This window comes from Streptomyces sp. NPDC093018 (assembly GCF_040684035.1).
Classification (GTDB): Bacteria; Actinomycetota; Actinomycetes; order Streptomycetales; family Streptomycetaceae; genus Streptomyces; species Streptomyces murinus.
This window is the reverse complement of the sequence record NZ_JBFBFF010000001.1, coordinates 381,697-398,491: the sequence shown is the minus strand read 5'-3', so window position 1 is coordinate 398,491 and position 16,795 is coordinate 381,697. Positions and strand designations below refer to the sequence as shown.

General features: G+C 71.4%; 13 protein-coding genes. 4 read left to right on the top strand and 9 right to left on the bottom strand.

Going from position 1 to position 16,795, the window contains the following annotated elements; all coding sequences use genetic code 11:
* Positions 1-36: 36 nt before the first annotated feature.
* From AB0N90_RS01725 to AB0N90_RS01710, 4 genes are all read right to left on the bottom strand, one after another.
* Positions 37-615: a PadR family transcriptional regulator gene (locus tag AB0N90_RS01725; RefSeq protein ID WP_365192242.1), complete on the bottom strand. Its 579-nt coding sequence runs from the start codon at positions 613-615 to the stop codon at positions 37-39.
* A gap of 31 nt (positions 616-646) precedes the next feature.
* Positions 647-2,662 carry an NADPH-dependent 2,4-dienoyl-CoA reductase gene (locus tag AB0N90_RS01720; protein ID WP_365192241.1) on the bottom strand — a complete coding sequence of 672 codons (2,016 nt, stop codon included), beginning with the start codon at positions 2,660-2,662 and terminating at the stop codon, positions 647-649.
* Between the two features lie 209 nt (positions 2,663-2,871).
* A complete protein-coding gene (locus AB0N90_RS01715) occupies positions 2,872-3,246 on the bottom strand; it encodes a hypothetical protein (RefSeq protein WP_365192240.1) in 375 nt (124 codons plus the stop codon).
* Positions 3,247-3,357: 111 nt separating this feature from the next.
* Positions 3,358-4,233: a hypothetical protein gene (locus AB0N90_RS01710; protein WP_361669934.1), complete on the bottom strand. Its 876-nt coding sequence runs from the start codon at positions 4,231-4,233 to the stop codon at positions 3,358-3,360.
* A gap of 312 nt (positions 4,234-4,545) precedes the next feature.
* Between AB0N90_RS01710 and AB0N90_RS01705 the strand changes: the two genes are divergently transcribed.
* Entirely contained in the window at positions 4,546-6,621 is a 2,076-nt protein-coding gene (locus tag AB0N90_RS01705) for a SpoIIE family protein phosphatase (protein ID WP_365192239.1), read from the top strand.
* A gap of 21 nt (positions 6,622-6,642) precedes the next feature.
* On the opposite strand, the gene AB0N90_RS01700 is transcribed toward AB0N90_RS01705, so the two are convergent.
* Together AB0N90_RS01700 and AB0N90_RS01695 are read right to left on the bottom strand one after the other, a co-directional pair.
* Complete coding sequence (locus AB0N90_RS01700; protein ID WP_365192238.1) at positions 6,643-7,206, bottom strand: GNAT family protein; 564 nt, start codon at positions 7,204-7,206, stop codon at positions 6,643-6,645.
* Positions 7,207-7,254: 48 nt separating this feature from the next.
* Positions 7,255-8,037: a putative protein N(5)-glutamine methyltransferase gene (locus AB0N90_RS01695; protein ID WP_365192237.1), complete on the bottom strand. Its 783-nt coding sequence runs from the start codon at positions 8,035-8,037 to the stop codon at positions 7,255-7,257.
* A 310-nt stretch (positions 8,038-8,347) separates the two neighbouring features.
* On the opposite strand from AB0N90_RS01695, the gene AB0N90_RS01690 reads away from it, so the two are divergent.
* Complete coding sequence (locus AB0N90_RS01690; RefSeq protein WP_365192786.1) at positions 8,348-8,746, top strand: MarR family winged helix-turn-helix transcriptional regulator; 399 nt, start codon at positions 8,348-8,350, stop codon at positions 8,744-8,746.
* A gap of 90 nt (positions 8,747-8,836) precedes the next feature.
* On the opposite strand, the gene AB0N90_RS01685 is transcribed toward AB0N90_RS01690, so the two are convergent.
* From AB0N90_RS01685 to AB0N90_RS01675, 3 genes are all read right to left on the bottom strand, one after another.
* Positions 8,837-9,574, bottom strand: a complete 738-nt coding sequence (locus AB0N90_RS01685; RefSeq protein WP_365192236.1) for a GNAT family N-acetyltransferase — start codon at positions 9,572-9,574, stop codon at positions 8,837-8,839.
* A gap of 253 nt (positions 9,575-9,827) precedes the next feature.
* Positions 9,828-10,706, bottom strand: a complete 879-nt coding sequence (locus AB0N90_RS01680; RefSeq protein WP_365192235.1) for a serine peptidase — start codon at positions 10,704-10,706, stop codon at positions 9,828-9,830.
* A 5-nt stretch (positions 10,707-10,711) separates the two neighbouring features.
* A complete protein-coding gene (locus AB0N90_RS01675) occupies positions 10,712-15,154 on the bottom strand; it encodes a hypothetical protein (protein ID WP_365192234.1) in 4,443 nt (1,480 codons plus the stop codon).
* 266 nt (positions 15,155-15,420) lie between these two features.
* Here AB0N90_RS01675 and AB0N90_RS01670 point away from each other — a divergent pair, with 266 nt between their 5' ends.
* On the top strand, positions 15,421-16,026 hold the full coding sequence (locus tag AB0N90_RS01670; RefSeq protein WP_365192233.1) for a sulfite oxidase-like oxidoreductase: 606 nt from the start codon (positions 15,421-15,423) through the stop codon (positions 16,024-16,026).
* Positions 16,019-16,783, top strand: coding sequence for a ferredoxin reductase (locus AB0N90_RS01665; protein WP_361669916.1), 765 nt, complete (start codon positions 16,019-16,021; stop codon positions 16,781-16,783). Before AB0N90_RS01670 ends, AB0N90_RS01665 begins: the two co-directional genes overlap by 8 nt.
* Positions 16,784-16,795 lie beyond the last annotated feature (12 nt).

The following is a 16,795-nucleotide window of genomic DNA, read 5'->3' as shown; positions in this document are numbered from 1 at the left end:
CCCCGGTCGGCTCCGCTCGGGCTCGGGCGGCGCTGCCTAGGAGCGGTAGGCCTCGGGTGGCTCGGGTCCGGTCGGGGGCGACGGCAGCTCGGCGAACTCCGTGAGGGCGTGGGTGAGCCACTGGGTCCAGAAGGTCTCCAGGTCGATGCCGGCCCGCAGCACCAGGTGGCGCAGCCGGTCCTCGGGGGCGTCCCGGTCCGGTGGGAAGTCGCGCTTCTCGATCCCCTCGTACTCGGCCAACTGCCGCTGATGCAGCTCCAGATGGCGGCGCAGCTCCGCCTCCAGGCCGGCCGTGCCGACCACCGCCGAGGCGCGCAGCCGCAGCAGGAGCGTGTCCCGCAGCGGCTTGGGGTCCTGCCCGGCGGCGGCCCAGCGGGCCAGTTCGGCGCGGCCCGCGGGCAGGACCTCGTAACTCTTCTTCTGCCCGCGGGACGGCTGCGCGTTCGGCAGCGCCCGGATGAGCCCGTCGCCCTCCAGCTTCCCCAGCTCGCGATAGATCTGCTGATGCGTCGCGGACCAGAAGTAGCCGATCGACTTGTCGAACCGGCGGGTCAGCTCCAGCCCCGACGACGGCTTTTCCAGCAGGGCGGTGAGGATCGCGTGCGGGAGTGACATGGTCTCATCCTAGGGATCCCCCGCAGGGGACCTACAGCGCCGCCGCCACCTCGGTGCCCTGCTTGATGGCGCGCTTGGCGTCCAGCTCGGCCGCCACGTCCGCGCCGCCGATCAGATGGGCGCTGCGCCCGGCGGCGACCAGCGCCTCGTACAGGTCGCGGCGCGGCTCCTGGCCGGTGCACAGGACGACGGTGTCGACCTCCAGGACCGTGCTCTGCTCACCGACGGTGATGTGCAGTCCCGCGTCGTCGATCCGGTCGTAGCGCACGCCCGGGACCATGGTGACGCCGCGCTGCTTCAGCTCGGTGCGGTGGATCCAGCCGGTGGTCTTGCCGAGCCCGGCGCCGACCTTGGTGGTCTTGCGCTGGAGCAGATGGACCTGGCGCGGCGGGGCCGGGCGGCGCGGCTCGGTGAGGCCGCCGGGCGCGGTGTACTCCATGTCGACGCCCCAGTTGCGGAAGTACGTCTGCGGGTCCTCGCTCGCCTTGTCGCCGCCGTCGGTGAGGAACTCGGCGACATCGAAGCCGATTCCGCCGGCGCCGAGGACGGCGACCCGCTCGCCGACGGGGGCGCCGTCGCGCAGCACATCGAGGTAACCGAGCACCCGGGGGTGGTCGACGCCCGGGATGTCGGGGGTGCGCGGGGTGACACCGGTGGCGACGACCACCTCCTCGTAGCCGGCCAGGTCCTCCGCGCCGACCCAGGTGCCGAGTCGTACGGCGACCCCATGGGCGTCGAGCTGGTGGCGGAAGTAGCGCAGCGTCTCGTCGAACTCCTGCTTGCCGGGGACCTTGCGGGCGACGTTGAGCTGCCCGCCGATCTCGCTCGCGGCGTCGAACAGGGTGACCTCGTGGCCGCGTTCGGCGGCGCTGACGGCGCAGGCGAGTCCGGCGGGTCCGGCACCGACCACGGCGACCCGCTTCTTCGTGCGGGTCGGGGAGAGCACCAGCTCGGTCTCGTGGCAGGCGCGCGGGTTGACCAGGCAGGAGGTGAGCTTGCCGCCGAAAGTGTGGTCCAGGCAGGCCTGGTTGCAGCCGATGCAGGTGTTGATGGCCTCGGGGGTGCCGGCGGCGGCCTTGGCGACGAAGTCGGGGTCGGCGAGCATCGGCCGGGCCATGGAGACCATGTCGGCACAGCCGTCGGCCAGCAACTCCTCGGCAAGGTCGGGGGTGTTGATGCGGTTGGTGGTCACCAGGGGGATCGTCACCTGGCCCATCAGCTTCTTGGTGACCCAGGTGTAGGCGCCGCGCGGCACCGACGTGGCGATGGTGGGGATGCGGGCCTCGTGCCAGCCGATGCCGGTGTTGATGATCGTGGCGCCCACGGCCTCGACGGCCTTGGCGAGGGTGACGACCTCGGCGTGCGAGGAGCCGCCGGGGACGAGGTCCAGCATGGACAGCCGGTAGACGATGATGAAGTCCTCGCCCACGGCCTCACGGACCCGGCGCACGATCTCGACCGGGAAGCGCATCCGGTTCTCGTAGGAGCCGCCCCAGCGGTCGGTGCGGTGGTTGGTGCGGGCGGCGATGAACTCGTTGATCAGATAGCCCTCGGAGCCCATGATCTCGACGCCGTCGTATCCGGCGTGCCGGGCCAGGCGGGCGGCGCGCACATAGTCCTCGACGGTCCGCTCGACATCGGCGTCGGACAGCTCACGGGGCGTGAAGGGGCTGATCGGCGCCTGGAGGGGGCTCGGGGCGACCAGGTCCTGGTGGTAGGCGTACCGACCGAAGTGCAGGATCTGCAGAGCGATGCGGCCGCCCGCGCCGTGCACGGCCTCGGTGACGACCCGGTGCCGCTCGGCCTCCGCCTCGGTGGTGAGCATGGCCCCGCCCTCGTACGGCCGGCCCTCCTCGTTCGGCGCGATGCCCCCGGTCACGATGAGTCCGACGCCGCCGCGTGCCCGGGCGGCGTAGAACGCGGCCATCCGCTCGAACCCGCGCTCGGCCTCCTCCAGGCCCACATGCATGGATCCCATGAGCACCCGGTTGGGCAGCGTGGTGAATCCCAGGTCGAGCGGGGTCAGCAGGTGGGGGTAGCGGCTCATGTCAGGCCCTCCGTGCACAGATGCGGTCGCATCTTGTTGTAGAGCACCCGCACCCGTTTATGCAACTAGTTGCACAACGATGTGATGCGCACCGCTCCCCCGCCCGCGTCCACGTCCGCCGGCACGACGGAAGCGGACGGACGCGGACGCAGTACGCCCCGGCCGGTACGGGACCGGCCGGGGCGTCGGGGGGCGTTGTCCGCGTCGGATCAGAGACTCTCCAGACGCAGATGCAGATCGCGTTCCTGGTCACCGGAGGCCGTGCAGGTCTCCTGGACGGTGAACATGGAGTCCAGGGTGTGGCGGAAGCGGTCCACGGCCCAGTAGCCGCCCTGGACGTCCGCCTGGACGGACGAGCCGAGGTGGACCGGCGGGCAGCCCTGGCGCCGGGCGTCCCCGACCTCGTAACTGCCGAGCCACACCATCGGGCGGGTTTCGTGGAGCTGCTGGGGCACCTCGTCCTTGCCCCGGTCGGATGCGAAGCACGCGCTCAGCGCCTCGAAGACGAGACGCGCGTCCTCCTTGGAGCATCCGCTGATCTCCACCATGACGGTTTCCGGATGCGACCGGTCCTCGTTCGCCATTGATCGCTCCTTTCGCGGCCGCTTTGCGCTGCCCGGAGTACCCCGCCGCGCCGCGCCCATCCCCCGCCCAGGAAAACACCGCCCCCCTTCACCCGCACGCGCTGCGCGGGATCAGCCGAGGGAGAACTTGTACGTCTTGCTGTCGGTGAGCACACAGATGCTCGGCGACACCACGATCACGCGCAGGACGCCGCTGCGCCGGTCGTAGTCGATGCCCTCCGCCTCGAAGGTGCCGGAGCACGCGCTGCGCAGCGGCAGCTGGCGCAGGGCCGTGACATGCCCGGTGACATCGGCGGAGCCGTTCGGCGGGGCCGACAGCTCGATCTGGAGCAGCGGCTTGGTGATGCCGAAGAGGCTCCCGTCGGAGTCGTCGGAGGAGCAGAGCAGGGTGGTGGGGCCGGAGAAGTCGCAGCCCTGCACATCGCTGACGGCGTGGTCCAGGTGCACCGTGGCGGCCTGCGGGAGGTTCGCCGAGGGCGAGGTGCTGCGGTTCTCGCCCGGTGTCGGGAAGACCAGCAGCCGGTTCATCGTGCCCCACTCGCCGGACAGCATCCACTGCCCGTCCGGGGTGATCGCGTCCCAGGAGTTGTTCAGGGCCTCGCCGGGGCTCAGCTGGTGCACGTACTCCGACCAGGAACCGTCGGGCGCCTGCACGCGGTACATCTTCGCGTTGCCCGAGTCCTCCTGGTAGGGCTCGATGTAGTAGCCCTCGTACGACGCGTCGGGGTCGCCGACGTGGTTCCAGCCCCGGACGGAGTCGCTGAGCGGGATGGTGCCGATGCCGGTGTAGCGGTTGGGGCTGCCCGCCGGGACCTCGATCGAGGCCAGCCCCTGGCTCTCGGTCAGCGGATCGGCGCGGTCCGAGCCGGTCTCCGTCCAGGTGCCCGCGGCAGAGGCGGGCGCGGGCACGGCGAGGGACAGGGCGGCGGCGAGGGCGCCGAGTGCGGCGAGGGCTCCGTTGCGGCGTAACCGGGCGGACGCGGGCATGACCAACTCCTCGAACGGGCGGTGGGGACACTCGAACGGCGCACAGTCTGGCGTGGCGTGATCGTCATGTACAGGCCAATGCAGCAACATGGACATGAACTCTCCCGGCGCCCCCGACCGCGCGGTACGGTCCGCGCGAGCGGTCCCGGCGCCCCTGTCGGGCGCCGGTTCGGGCGGACGCCCGCCGCCGGGTTGAGAGATGGTGGAGGTTGACGGCAACGGCGTCGGAGAGTCGGATGTGAGCGCGACAGGACGTGGGGAACGGGCACGGGGGACGGCGTGCCGTGCGGACGGGCGAAGGCGGTGCGTGGCATGAGTGCAGCCGGGGCTGCGGCGACGGAGGGCGGCGAGCCGGCCCGCGGACCCGTGCCGCCGGGCGGCCTCCTCGACGTGCTCGCGGTGGCCTCGGTGGTCCTGGACACCGACGGCCGGATCGCGCTGTGGAGCCCCCAGGCCGAGGAGCTGTTCGGCTACACGGCGGCGGAGGCGCTCGGCCAGTACGCCGCCCGGCTGATGGTGGACGAGCGGCACATGCAACTGGTCGGCAAGCTCTTCGCCGATGTCATGACCACCGGGCAGAGCTGGGCCGGCGGCTTCCCGGTCCGGCACAAGGACGGCACCACCCGTCTGGTGGAGTTCCGCAACATGCGGCTGCTGGACGCCCGCGGCAAGGTGTACGCCCTCGGGCTCGCCGCCGACCGCTCGACCGTACGGCGCCTCGAACAGGACGTGGCGCTGTCCGAGCGGATGGTCATGCAGTCCCCGGCCGGGCTCGCCGTGTTCGACACGGAGCTGCGGTTCGTGTCGGTCAACCCCGCCCTGGAACGGATCAACGGGCGCCCGGCCGCCGAGCACCTGGGACGCCGGATGGCCGAGGTGGTGCCACTGCTGGACACCGCCCGCATGGAGGCCGGCGCCCGCGGGGTGCTGGAGACCGGCACCCCGCTGATCGACGACACCATCGTCGGCCGTACGCCCGCCGACCCGGACACGGACCACTACTGGGCGGTCTCGCTGTACCGGCTGGACGACGCGGCGGGCCATGTGCTGGGCGTGGCCTGCTCGGTGGCCGACATCACCGAGCAGCACCGGGCCGCCCTGGAGGCGGAGGCGGCACGGCGCCGGCTCGCGGTGATCGCCGACGCCGGGGCCCGGATCGGTACGACGCTCGAACTGGACCGTACGGCCTGGGAGTTGGCCGAGGTCGCGGTGCCGGAGCTGGCCGATGTGGCCGCCGTGGACCTGCTGGAGGCGGTGGTGGAGGGCCGGCCCAGCACCCTGGGCCCCGCGGATGCGGCGGTGCTCCGGGCCCTCGCGCTGCGCCCCGAGGACGGCTCGGACGCCGTACGGGCCGCGGACACGCCCGGCAGGATCGCCCGGTACGCGCCCGACCGCCTGGTCACCGAGTGCGTGCGCATGGGTGAGGCGGTGCTGGTGCCACGGGTGAAGGACGAGGACCTGCCGCGCATCGCCCGCTCCCCGGAGGCGGCCGTGCTGCTGGGGCGGGCGGGGCTGCACTCCTATCTCGCGGTGCCGCTCATCGCGCGCGGCGAGGTGCTGGGCGCGCTCGACCTCAAACGGACCGTCAACGCGCGGCCGTTCGACGCGGACGACGTGCTGCTCGCCCGGGAGCTGGCGGCGCGCGCGGCGGTCCAGATCGACAACGCCCGCTGGTACCAGAACGCCCGCAACACCGCGCTCACCCTCCAGCGCAGCCTGCTGCCGAGCAGCCCGCCGGTGACCACCGGGCTCGAAGTGGCCTCGCGCTATCAGCCGGCGGGGGCCACCAGCGAGGTCGGCGGGGACTGGTTCGACGTCATCCCGCTGGAGGGCGGGCGGACCGCGCTGGTGGTCGGCGATGTCATGGGCAGCGGGATCGGGGCGGCCGCGACGATGGGCCGGCTGCGCACCGCGACCACCACACTGACGGCGCTCGGCCTGGACCCCGCGGTGCTCCTGGCGCACCTGGACAAGACCACCTCGGCCCTGGACCACTCCATCGCGACCTGCGTGTACGCCGTCCACGATCCGCGGCTGCGGCAGTGCCGTATCGCCAACGCCGGCCATCTGCCCCCGGCCCGCGTCCGCCCCGGCCACCCCCCGGAACTCCTCGACCTGCCCACCGGCGTCCCCCTCGGCGTCGGCGGCGTCTCCTTCTCCACGGTCACGGTCGACTTCGCCCCCGGCGACGAACTGGTCCTCTACACGGACGGACTGGTCGAGACCCGCCGTCACACCCTGGACGAACGCCTGGACCTCATGCTGTCCCTGCTGACCGACCCGACCCGCCCCCTGGAGGAGACCTGCGACCTCCTGCTGCGCACGCTCCACCACCCGGACAACCACGACGACGTGGCCCTGCTCATCGCACGGGCCAAAGAATGCTGACGGTACGTCAACTCCCGTCCGTCACGCCGTCGTCGCGTCGGTGATCCGCTCCCACTCCTCGCTCAGCATCCCGAACAGCACGCTGTCGTACCACCGTTGCCCCACCCGCACACTGGAGCGGCGCCGCCCCTCCTCGACGAACCCGGCCCTGCGGAAGGCGCGGACCGCGCGTTCGTTGCCGCTCCAGGTGTCCAGCTCGACGCGCCGGAACCCGCAGGCGCCGAAGAGGTGGCCCAACAGCAGCCGCAGCGCCTCGGAGCCGTAGCCGCCGCCCCAGTGGTCGCGCTCGCCGATGGTGATGCCGGCCGTGACCCGGCCGGCGAACGGGTTGACGTCGCGGTAGTCGACCATCCCGATCGGCCGGCCGTCGGCCAGGTCCTCCACGATGAACGTGCCCTCGACGCGTGGGTCCTGACGGAGCTGGGCGTCATGGAAGCGCTCCAGGGACTCCCGGGTGACGGGCCCGAAGTGCGGGTCGCCCCCGGTGGCCCAGTGCACCACCTCGGGGTCGTTGCGCCAGCGCAGCTGGACGTCCAGATCCGCGGCGCGCGGCGCCCGCAGTCGTACAAGCGTTCCCTCGATCATGTCCCGATCATAGGGAAGATGATCACGGGGCTTCGTCCCGGACGCCGATCACCGCACGCCGATCACCACATGCGCCGACCACTCCTCCGAGACCGCCACATGCGCGTTCAGGCCCGCCTCGGTGAAGGCGGCGACCGCGGCCGGGGCCTGGCGTTCGCTGGTCTCGGACAGCAGCCGGCCGCCGGGGGCGAGCCAGTCGGCGGCCTCGGCGGCAACACGGCGCAGGACGGCGAGGCCGTCCGGACCGCCGTCGAGGGCGGTGGACGGCTCGTGGTCGCGGGCCTCGGCGGGGAGCAGCGGGAGATCGGGGGTGGGGACGTAGGGCACGTTGGCCGTCAGGAGACCGACCCGGCCGCGCAGGGCAGTGGGCAGGGCGGCGTACAGATCGCCCTGGTGGGCGTGGCCGCCGTAGGGGGCGAGATTGCGGCGGGCGCAGTGGACGGCGGCCGGGTCGATGTCGGCGGCGTGCACCCGCGCCCCGTCCAGCGCGGCGGCGAGGGCCGCGCCGAGCGCGCCGGAGCCGCAGCACAGGTCCACCACGACGGAGGCGTCCGGGACTTCGGCCAGCGCCCGGTCCACCAGGAACTCGGTACGGCGGCGGGGGACGAACACCCCGGGCTCGACGGCGATCCGCAGCCCGTGGAACTCGGCCCAGCCGAGGACGTGTTCGAGCGGCAGACCGGCCGCGCGGCGGTCCACCATCGAGGCGAGTTCGGCGGCGTCACGGGCGGTGGCGAGTATCAACTCCGCCTCGTCCTCGGCGAACACGCACCCGGCGGCACGCAACGCGGAGACGACGGCGGCAGGGGAAAGGGAAGAGGGGGTGGGCATGTGAGGACGGATGCCTTTCGGGAGCGCGAGACCACAGGGCGCTCCCGCGGTCACCGCTGCCGGTGCACCGCGCCGTCACGAGGAGGGAGCACCCCGGCTGACACAGCGGATATGGGTCCCACCTCCTCGCACTCGGGGCCGCGGACCTCCGCGACCGGACGGTCACCATACCCCACCGGACCTGGCCGGGTTCGGCCCCCTGACGTCGCGAGTTGTACTCTGCAACCGGAATGCGGACCACCGCGGAACGCCGTAGGAGGGAGGTCCCGTGCACACAGCCCAGACGGCCGTCGAGACGATCCAGCGCGAGATGACGGTCTTCGCCCGCCGGGCCCGCGCCTCGGCGGGCCGTATGCACCCCGAGCTGTCCCTGGTGTCATACACCCTGCTCGGCCATCTGGAGGAGAGCGGCGGCTGCCGGGCCACCGATCTCGCGGCGCACTACGCCCTGGACAAGTCGACGGTGAGCCGCCAGGTCGCCGCGCTGGAGCGGGCGGGCCTGATCGAGCGCCGCCCGGACCCGGAGGACCACCGGGTCCAGGTGCTCCAGCTGACCGAGGCCGGACAGGAGATCCTCGCCCAGGTCACCCGGCGCCGCCGCGCCGCCTTCCGGGAGCGGCTCGCCGAGTGGCCCGAGGAGGACCTGGTGCGGTTCGCGGCCTATCTGGAGCGCTACAACGCGGGAGCCGAGGGCATCGGCGCCGACTGAGTGCTCCGTCCGGCGCCGTCCACACGTCGTACGACGAGGCCGGCGCTCACGTCGTACGACACCTCCGGCCGGTACGACGATCACCCCGCATCACCCCACCGGCACCGCAGCCCGTCCGTCCGTCAGCCGTTCCGGGGCCTTCGCCGCCAGGAACGACGTGGTCCTGCGCAGCCGGAAGCCCAGGGACTCGTACAGCCGGATGGCGTTGGTGTTCTTCGCGCTGGTGTGCAGGAACGGGGTGTCGCCGCGCTCCCGGATGCCGTGCGCGACGGCGCGGATCAGCCGGCTGGCCAGGCCCTGGCCGCGCACCGTGGCGTCGGTGCAGACCGCGCTGATCTCGGTCCAGCCCGGCGGCCGCAGCCGCTCTCCCGCCATGGCGACCAGCGCGCCCTCGCGGCGGATGCCGAGGTAGGTGCCCATCTCGACGGTGCGCGGCAGGAACGGCCCCGGCTGGGTGCGCGCCACCAGGTCCAGCATCTCGGGCACGTCGGCCGGGCCGAGCCGGACCGCCTCCGCGTCCGGCGCCGCGGCCAGACCGTCGTCCACGAGCTGGACGCCGCCCACATGGAAGGTGATCTCCCAGTCCGCCGGGACGTCCCCGCAGTAGCCGTTCAGCGGGACCTCCACGCCCGCCCCGGCCAGCGCGGCGAGGTCGGCCCAGTCCCGGGCCGCCGGCTCGTCGGGCAGCGCCAGCCACGGGGAGACGTCGACCGGGTAGCGCAGCACCCGGCCGCGCCGCTCGGCGAAGCGGGCGTGCGGGCCGGTGAGGGAGGCGAGGGCCGGGTTGTCGAGGACGTGCGAGGGGGACCGGGGACCGATGACGCTCACGCGGCCACCTCGATCACCGTGCCGGAGCCGTACGCCTTGCGCATTCTCATCCCTCGCTTCTCTCGCACCGTCCCCGGCGCACCACGGCCGGTACCGATCGCCAAGGACCGTCCCGCGCCCGGTATTCCCGCTCCCCCACGCTGTTCATACGACCGCAACGATCCACCCCGGGGCCGGGCACCGGGGCGGTGACCAGGAATGTCGCCGCTCTGGTCCCGACGCTCCCTTGCGGAGCCGCCCCTCCTTCGCGGCTTTACGGCGCGGACTCGGTGTGCGGCCCGCCCGCCGGTTCACCGGCGGCGCAGTGCGGGGCAAGCGCCGCGGCGGTCAGGCCGCAGGCGAGGTACATGTCCAATGTGTGGAAGTCGGCCGATGCCATGTGGACTTCTTCGTGGACATCGACGGGGAACCGGTCGCCGAGCCGTCGGGGAAGCGCCACGAGATCACCGGCGTCGGCGATGTTGATCCAGTGCCGGAGCCCCGGCGGACGGCTGCCGAAGCCGTCGGCGGGGGCGGGATCGAGCATGTCGAACACGGCTCCGGACAGCCCCAGCGGCGACCCCAGGGTGATGAACGACTCGACGCCGAGCCCGTCGAAGGCGTGCAGGGCCTCATAGGCGACGACCGATCCGAGGGAGTGCGCCACGACCACCTTGCCCCCGGATTCCGCTATGGCTCGGGCCACGGCTTCCCGCGCCTGCCGACGGCGGTGGGGTGAGGCGAGATACCGGTAGACCTCCGGCATGAAGGCGACGGCGATACGGGCCAGGGTCTGGGCCGCGACACCCCGTTTGCGGGCGACGAGGTCGATCGCCTGACGCAGCGGCAGGCCTCCCCAGGACTGGCCTTCCGCGGGCTCCTCCGGCATGCCCAGGGCGCCGAGCCAGTCCAGCACGGCGCTCTGCTCCACAGCCGAGAGGTCTTCCAACCCATGGGCCGTGCCCTGAGCCTCACTGTCGTGAAGCGTATGGGCGTAGTACGCAGCGGATATCTCGGGTACCGCGAGGTGTTCGAGGCGCGCGTCGCGATAGCCGGCGACGAGCTGCCGCGACCATGCGGCGGCCAGCTTGTCCGCGGCCGCGGCCGGGGAAAGGCCCCGCTGGTAATTGCGGACGCCGTGGACGACGACCATCCGACTCATGTGCCCCTCTTCCCATCGACCGGATCAGACAGTTGCGCAAGGTCAGCCCAGGTGAAGAAGGCGACGCGGCTTCCGAACCCCGTGAACACCCCCGCGTCGCACGCGCTGACGCCGGCCAGCGTCTCGGGGAAGGCGGTTGCCCCGAGAAGGGTTCCCGGGCGCCGGGGGTCCCAGATACGGATGGTGTCGTCCGTACCGGAGGACACCAGCAAGGGGATGCCGTGCGGCTGGACGAAGGCGAGTGTCCGCACCGCGCCCTCATGTGCCGGAAAGCGGTGCAGCTCCTGGCGGGTCTCCAGGCATACGGCCGCGACGAACCCTTCCTCGTCGCCGTAAACAGCCGCGGTGGCCGTGCCCCACGGGCCCACCTCCGTGCAGCCGATGTACACATCGCTCGTGGCCAGCACGCAGCTCTTACCGGATGATCGGTGCAGCGTCAGCAGCGCTGGATCTTTCGGGTTGACTTCCGCCATCCAGGAGCGCGAGGTGCCGACGACCGTGATGTCCTGCCCGCTGTGAGAATGCCGGGCATAGCAGCGGATCGCGGTTTCTTCTTTTTCGTCGGTGTCAAGTCTCGAAGTCGAGCCACCGGGCTGATAAGTGAACATTCCGGTAGGCGCCTGGACGGTCAGTTGCGGTGATCCATTGATGACGTCGATCGACAAGCCGTCCACTGCGGTGTCCCACTTCAAGGCATCACCATCGGACAAGGGATCACCGAGGTCGATGATATCGGTCCATGTGTCCTTTCCCCAGCCATGCGCCAGAGCTACGACGCTCTTGCCCGCGAGGGTCCCCGCAGCCACCGCGGTGATATTGCCGTGGTTTCCCCGCCACAGCACCGAGCCGGTCGCCGCGTTCCATGCCACGAAGCATCCATCCGCGTCCACACTGATGGCAGGTGTGATACCGGTGCTGCCCGCCTCGCCCACGGCGACCAGCTCCACTTCCGTATCGTGCCCTGTCCACGCGTGCAGCGTCCTCTCGGGACAGCCGTCCGCCTGGAAGAGGAATTCTGACCGGTACGGCGCCGACCCCACTGCGGCACATCGGGACGCCGACATCGCCAGTGCCCGAACACCAGAAATATCTTCAGGCAGCTCGTAAAAGAGGTCGGTAAGAAGAGGGCCGTCCTTGATGTCTTGAAGGACTATTCCAGCGCCCTTGCTGAAATGGGCAAGGCGGGGATTTCCGGCGTCGTCGAGCAGCGGGAATCCCGTGTCGTGGCCGACGGTCCTCAGCGGCCGGTGCGTGCCCGTACGGATGTCCCACAGCCTGCCTCTGTCTTCACCACCCGTGAACACGAACGGCCCGCCAGGCCCTTCCAGGATCTGCAAGGAATGGATCCGGCCGGTGCCGCCCGGCCAGATGCGATGGTGCCGTCCGCCGGCCTCCCAGACATGCAGAGAGCCGTCGACCGCCCCGGCAACGAAGACAGGAACGCCGTCCAGCGTGGTGGTGGCGACAGCCGTGCAGTCGTACCCCTCGATGTCCTGATCGGGTTCCCACAGGTCGCCGACGGCACCCTCGGCCTCCAGCGAGGTGAGCCATCCGCCGAGTACGTCCAGTGAGGCGACCCGTCGTCCCGACAGGTCGTAGGCGACGACTTCGCCCGCGCCACACGCGACCACGAGATCTTCGCCCGCCCACCGGACGACGCTGACGGCGACAACGGAACCGGCATCCGTTTGGATCTCCACCCGCAAGGCGCCCGTGTCGAGATCCCACACGTCGATATGGCCCTCGCCCGTCCCGGCGGCCGCCAGTGTCCCCACCGAGCTGTGCCATGTACACAGAGAATGCAGCGCGGGGCCCTCGGCGGTGTCGAGGGGGAAGAGATGCACACCGGTACGGACGTCCCAGACGTTCGCACCGCCCTCGAAATCGCTGACAACCGCCAGCCAGCGGTCCGCATGACGGATGAGTGACACCTCGTCCACATCGAACGGACCGCCGGCGCGGTCGCGGCGATCGGCCGTACCCCAGTGGAATTCCAGAACGGGGGGCTTCGAAGACCGCGCCGTGTGCTCGTCAAGCGCGTCGAGTGCCTTCACCAGCCAGGTCTCTCCCCAGACCACGGCGGTGTTGCGCAGCCACTGGCGGCGCTGCCACGGCTCATGGAGCGGGGACAGTGCCGAGTCGCTGATGATCGCCGAGATCTCGGTGCGCACCGTCCCGGCCGCCAGATACTCGCGCAGCAACTGCGGATCACAGTGGATCAGGAAAGAGGCGGACAGCAGCAACTGGTCCAGCATGCGGGCGTCGTGGGCGTGCTGCGCCGCGTGCCGCAGCACGTAGGGCAGAGCGAGCCCGAACCGGCGAGAGACCGGTTCGCCCGGGCCCGGCACCGTGTCCAGCACACGAGCGCAGATGTCACGCCGGCTGACGTGCCCGTACTGACGGCGCAGGTGGTCGACCAGGCTCTGGTGATAGAAGCGGTACAGGCGCTGTCCGTCGCTGTCCGTGTCGAACCGCAGATAGAACGAGGCCGCTTGGAGTGCCTTGCGGATGTCGTCCACATCCGGTTTCGTCGTACCGGCCGGAAGAAACGCCGTCGTGACATGCTCGATGACTTCCAGCGGCATGCCCTGGCCGTAGCCGTGCGCGATGGCAGCGAGTATGGCCGGCACGGCCGGATGCTCGCGTCGCAGCACCTCCAGGTGCAGATCCAGCATGCCCGGCAGATGGGCGGGGACGCGCTCCATCACCTGTTCCACCGGCAGGGCCGTGTCCTGATGGGCGAGGTAGTGCGCGAAGAGCGACGCCAGCAGGAAGGCGCCACGATCGTGATGCGCGCCGAGCCGTCGGGCCACGGCGGCGGCCGTGGCCTTGCGCAGATCCGCGACCGCCACCCCGCTGTACACGTTTGACGCGGCCAGCACGTCGCACAGGTAGTCGGTGAGCTCACCGGTCCGCTGCTCGACAGAGATCTCGTCCAGATCGACGAGCTGTCGAGTGCCGTCCAACTCCTCTAGCAGTCGCCCGTACTGGTCCCACCAAGGTCGTGTGCCGATGAGCACCCGGCACAGCACGGGATGCTTCCCGGGCTCCTTGTCGTCGGTCCGGCGGCGCCTGCGCGCCAGCGGAATGAGGACCTCGTTGAGGAGCGTCCGGTCCAGGGACGCTTCGTCCAGGGCGTCCACCACCACCGTGACGGGGCTTTCCCGCTGCTCCGCGATCCGGTCCAGCACCGCGCGAGTGGTCCAACCCCGGCTGGGTTCGTCGCCGAGCCCCAGTTGCGTCGCCAGCGATGACAACACCTCGCTGGGGCCCCGTTGACGGGCGTGAACGGCGGCCAGGTCCGTCATGGGCTCGGGTCTGGCGTCGCGGTCCACGACGGCCGCGATCTGCCTCGTCACCTCGCGCAGTTGCGGATGGGCCAGGCACGCCACCACACCCAGCAGTGCCGACTTCCCCGATCCCGGGCTGCCCGTGACCACGAGGAGCGAGGGCCCATCGGTGTCCTCGAGCCACTGTTTGATCGTCCTGAGCTGCTTCGCCCTGCCGGTGAAGAAACAGCCCTGCCCGAGCCCCTGCTGCTGGGGCGCGCCGGAGGCCCGCGAGATGAAGTGCAGCGGGTCGAGCCCCGGGTCCACGGCAGCCGCGAACTGCCACAGCCCGGTCTCCACCGCCTGCCGGAACTGCCCCCCGGGCGTCTCCCGGTACGAGGGGTTGAGGAGGAACGGGGGAACCGGGGCACGGGCTTCGGGATGGGTGGTGCGCAGCACGCTCTGGGGCGGACAGTCCTCGGCGGCCGCCGACCTCGCCAACTCACGGTCGATCTCTCGAGCCAGCGTCTCGACCGGCACATGCTCCACGGCCGGTGACAGGTCGAGCCACCCCTGGCGCAGCCGCTCCAGCACGGCGGCGGTCGCGGTCGTGAACCGCGCCCGGTACGTCTTCTCGTCGGGAGCGCACGCGGCGATGATCCAGGCACGCCGGTCCTCGGCCCGTACGCCGTCGAGGAGTTGCTGCACCACCGCGCGCCCGGCTCCGCACACGTCCAGCAGAAGCAGGACGGGCGACCCCATCGGGGAACTCTCGGCCTCCCCGAGCCAGGTGCTCACCTGCGGCGCGGTCGACCAGGCGTTGTTCCGGTCGGTCTCCCGGGTGGCCAGGAACAGTGTCTGGTTGCCCGGACCCGGGATGCCGTGTCCCGCGAAGTGCACGATCAGGGCTTCCGAAGAGCCGTCGCCGGACATCTCCTGGCAGGCGCCGCGCCACAGCCGGGTGAGCGTCGCCAGGTCCGGATCGTGCGATGCCCCGCCGCCCAGCACTCTCAGCCCGGGCGTCTTGCTCAATTGCACAGCCAAATGGGACACGGCAGGCGCGACAGAGGGCAGAGGGTCGAGATCCTTCGGAACGGCAAGAGGGTCCGCGCTCTCGTCACAACCGTCGCTGTCGAAGTCTCCGACACCGACGACGAGCACTTGTGCCACAGGCTGACCTTCATCTCTTCCCGTTTACCTCGCGCACATACTACGAGGCGGCGGTCGGGACAGGACCGGACACGATGGGGAAGCGACGGGGCTTCGGGGGGCCGGATCCGGCCGGCCTCCGGTGTCCGCTCCTCGTCGTGCTTGATCCCGTAGGCCTTGGCAAACTCGTCCAGGTCGTCGATCACGAAGAGATCGCTCGACCACTCGCCCGGCCGGGGCCGTTTGCGGCGAACAGGGCATCCGTCCGGACAGCGTACGGTTGAAGGATGAACGTCACGCGAGGCTTCACGGGTCGCGCGCGCGAGCACAAGCCGGGGCTGCCGCCCGGTCAGTACGACGCGCGCGAGGACTGGCCCGTCCTGTCCGCCGAGGTCACCCCCGACCTCGCACCCGCCGACTGGACCTTCCGCGTCGACGGGCTGGTCGAGCGGCCGTACACCTGGGACTGGGACACGGCGCACACGCTGCCCGCCTCGGCGTACGAGGGTGACATCCACTGTGTCACCGGGTGGTCGAAGTTCGGGGTGCGGTTCGGCGGGGTCTCGCTGGACGCCTTCCTCGACGTGGTGCGGCCCGCCGCGGGCGCCACCCACGCGGTCGCCCGCTCCCACACCGGCTACACCGCCGACCTGCCGCTGGCCGACCTCACCGGCGGCCGCGCCTGGATCGTCTGGGAGTACGGCGGCATGCCGCTGCCGGCCGAGCACGGCGGACCGGCGCGCCTGGTGGTGCCCCATCTGTACTTCTGGAAGAGCGCCAAGTGGATCGCGGGCATCACGCTCCTCGACCACGACGAGCCGGGCTTCTGGGAGGGCAACGGCTACCACGCGCGCGGCAACCCCTGGGAAGAGCAGCGGTACGCCGGTGACTGAGACGACGACCATGCCCGGTGGGACGCCCCGGTTCGCGGTGCCCGGCCGGATCGCCGTGAACGAGCAGGCCGAGTCGATGTGGCAGCAGGCCACCCTGACGGAGATCCGCCGCGAGACCCCGTACGCGGCCACGTTCCGGCTCGCGGTGCCCCGGTGGGCGGGGCATCTGCCCGGCCAGCACCTGATGCTGCGGCTGACCGCCGGGGACGGTTACACGGCGCAGCGCCACTACTCGATCGCCTCCGCGCCCGATGACAGCGGGCATATCGAGCTGACCCTGGACCGGGTGCCGGACGGCGAGGTCTCCGGCTGGTTCCACACCGTGGCAAGGCCCGGTGACACGATCGACGTACGCGGCCCGCTCAGCGGCTTCTTCGCCTGGCCCGGCGACCGGCCCGCGCTGCTGCTCGGCGCCGGTTCCGGGGTCGTACCGCTGATGTCGATGATCCGGCACCACCGGGCGCGCGCCCTCGAAGTGCCGCTGCGGATGCTGGTGTCCGCGCGCAGCCCCGAGGAACTGATCTACGCGGCCGAGCTGGGCGCGGAGACGACCCCGGTGTTCACCCGCAGCGCCCCCGCCGGGGTGCCGGTGGGACGGGTGACGGCCGCGCATCTGGCGCCGCTGCTGGCCGAGCGGCCGCCCGGCGGGTGGGAGGCGTATGTGTGCGGGTCCAACGGGTTCGCCGAGCATGTCTCGCGGCTGCTGGTCCGCGCCGGTCAGCCGGCGGACCGGATCCGCATCGAACGCTTCGGCTGAGGCGCGACACCG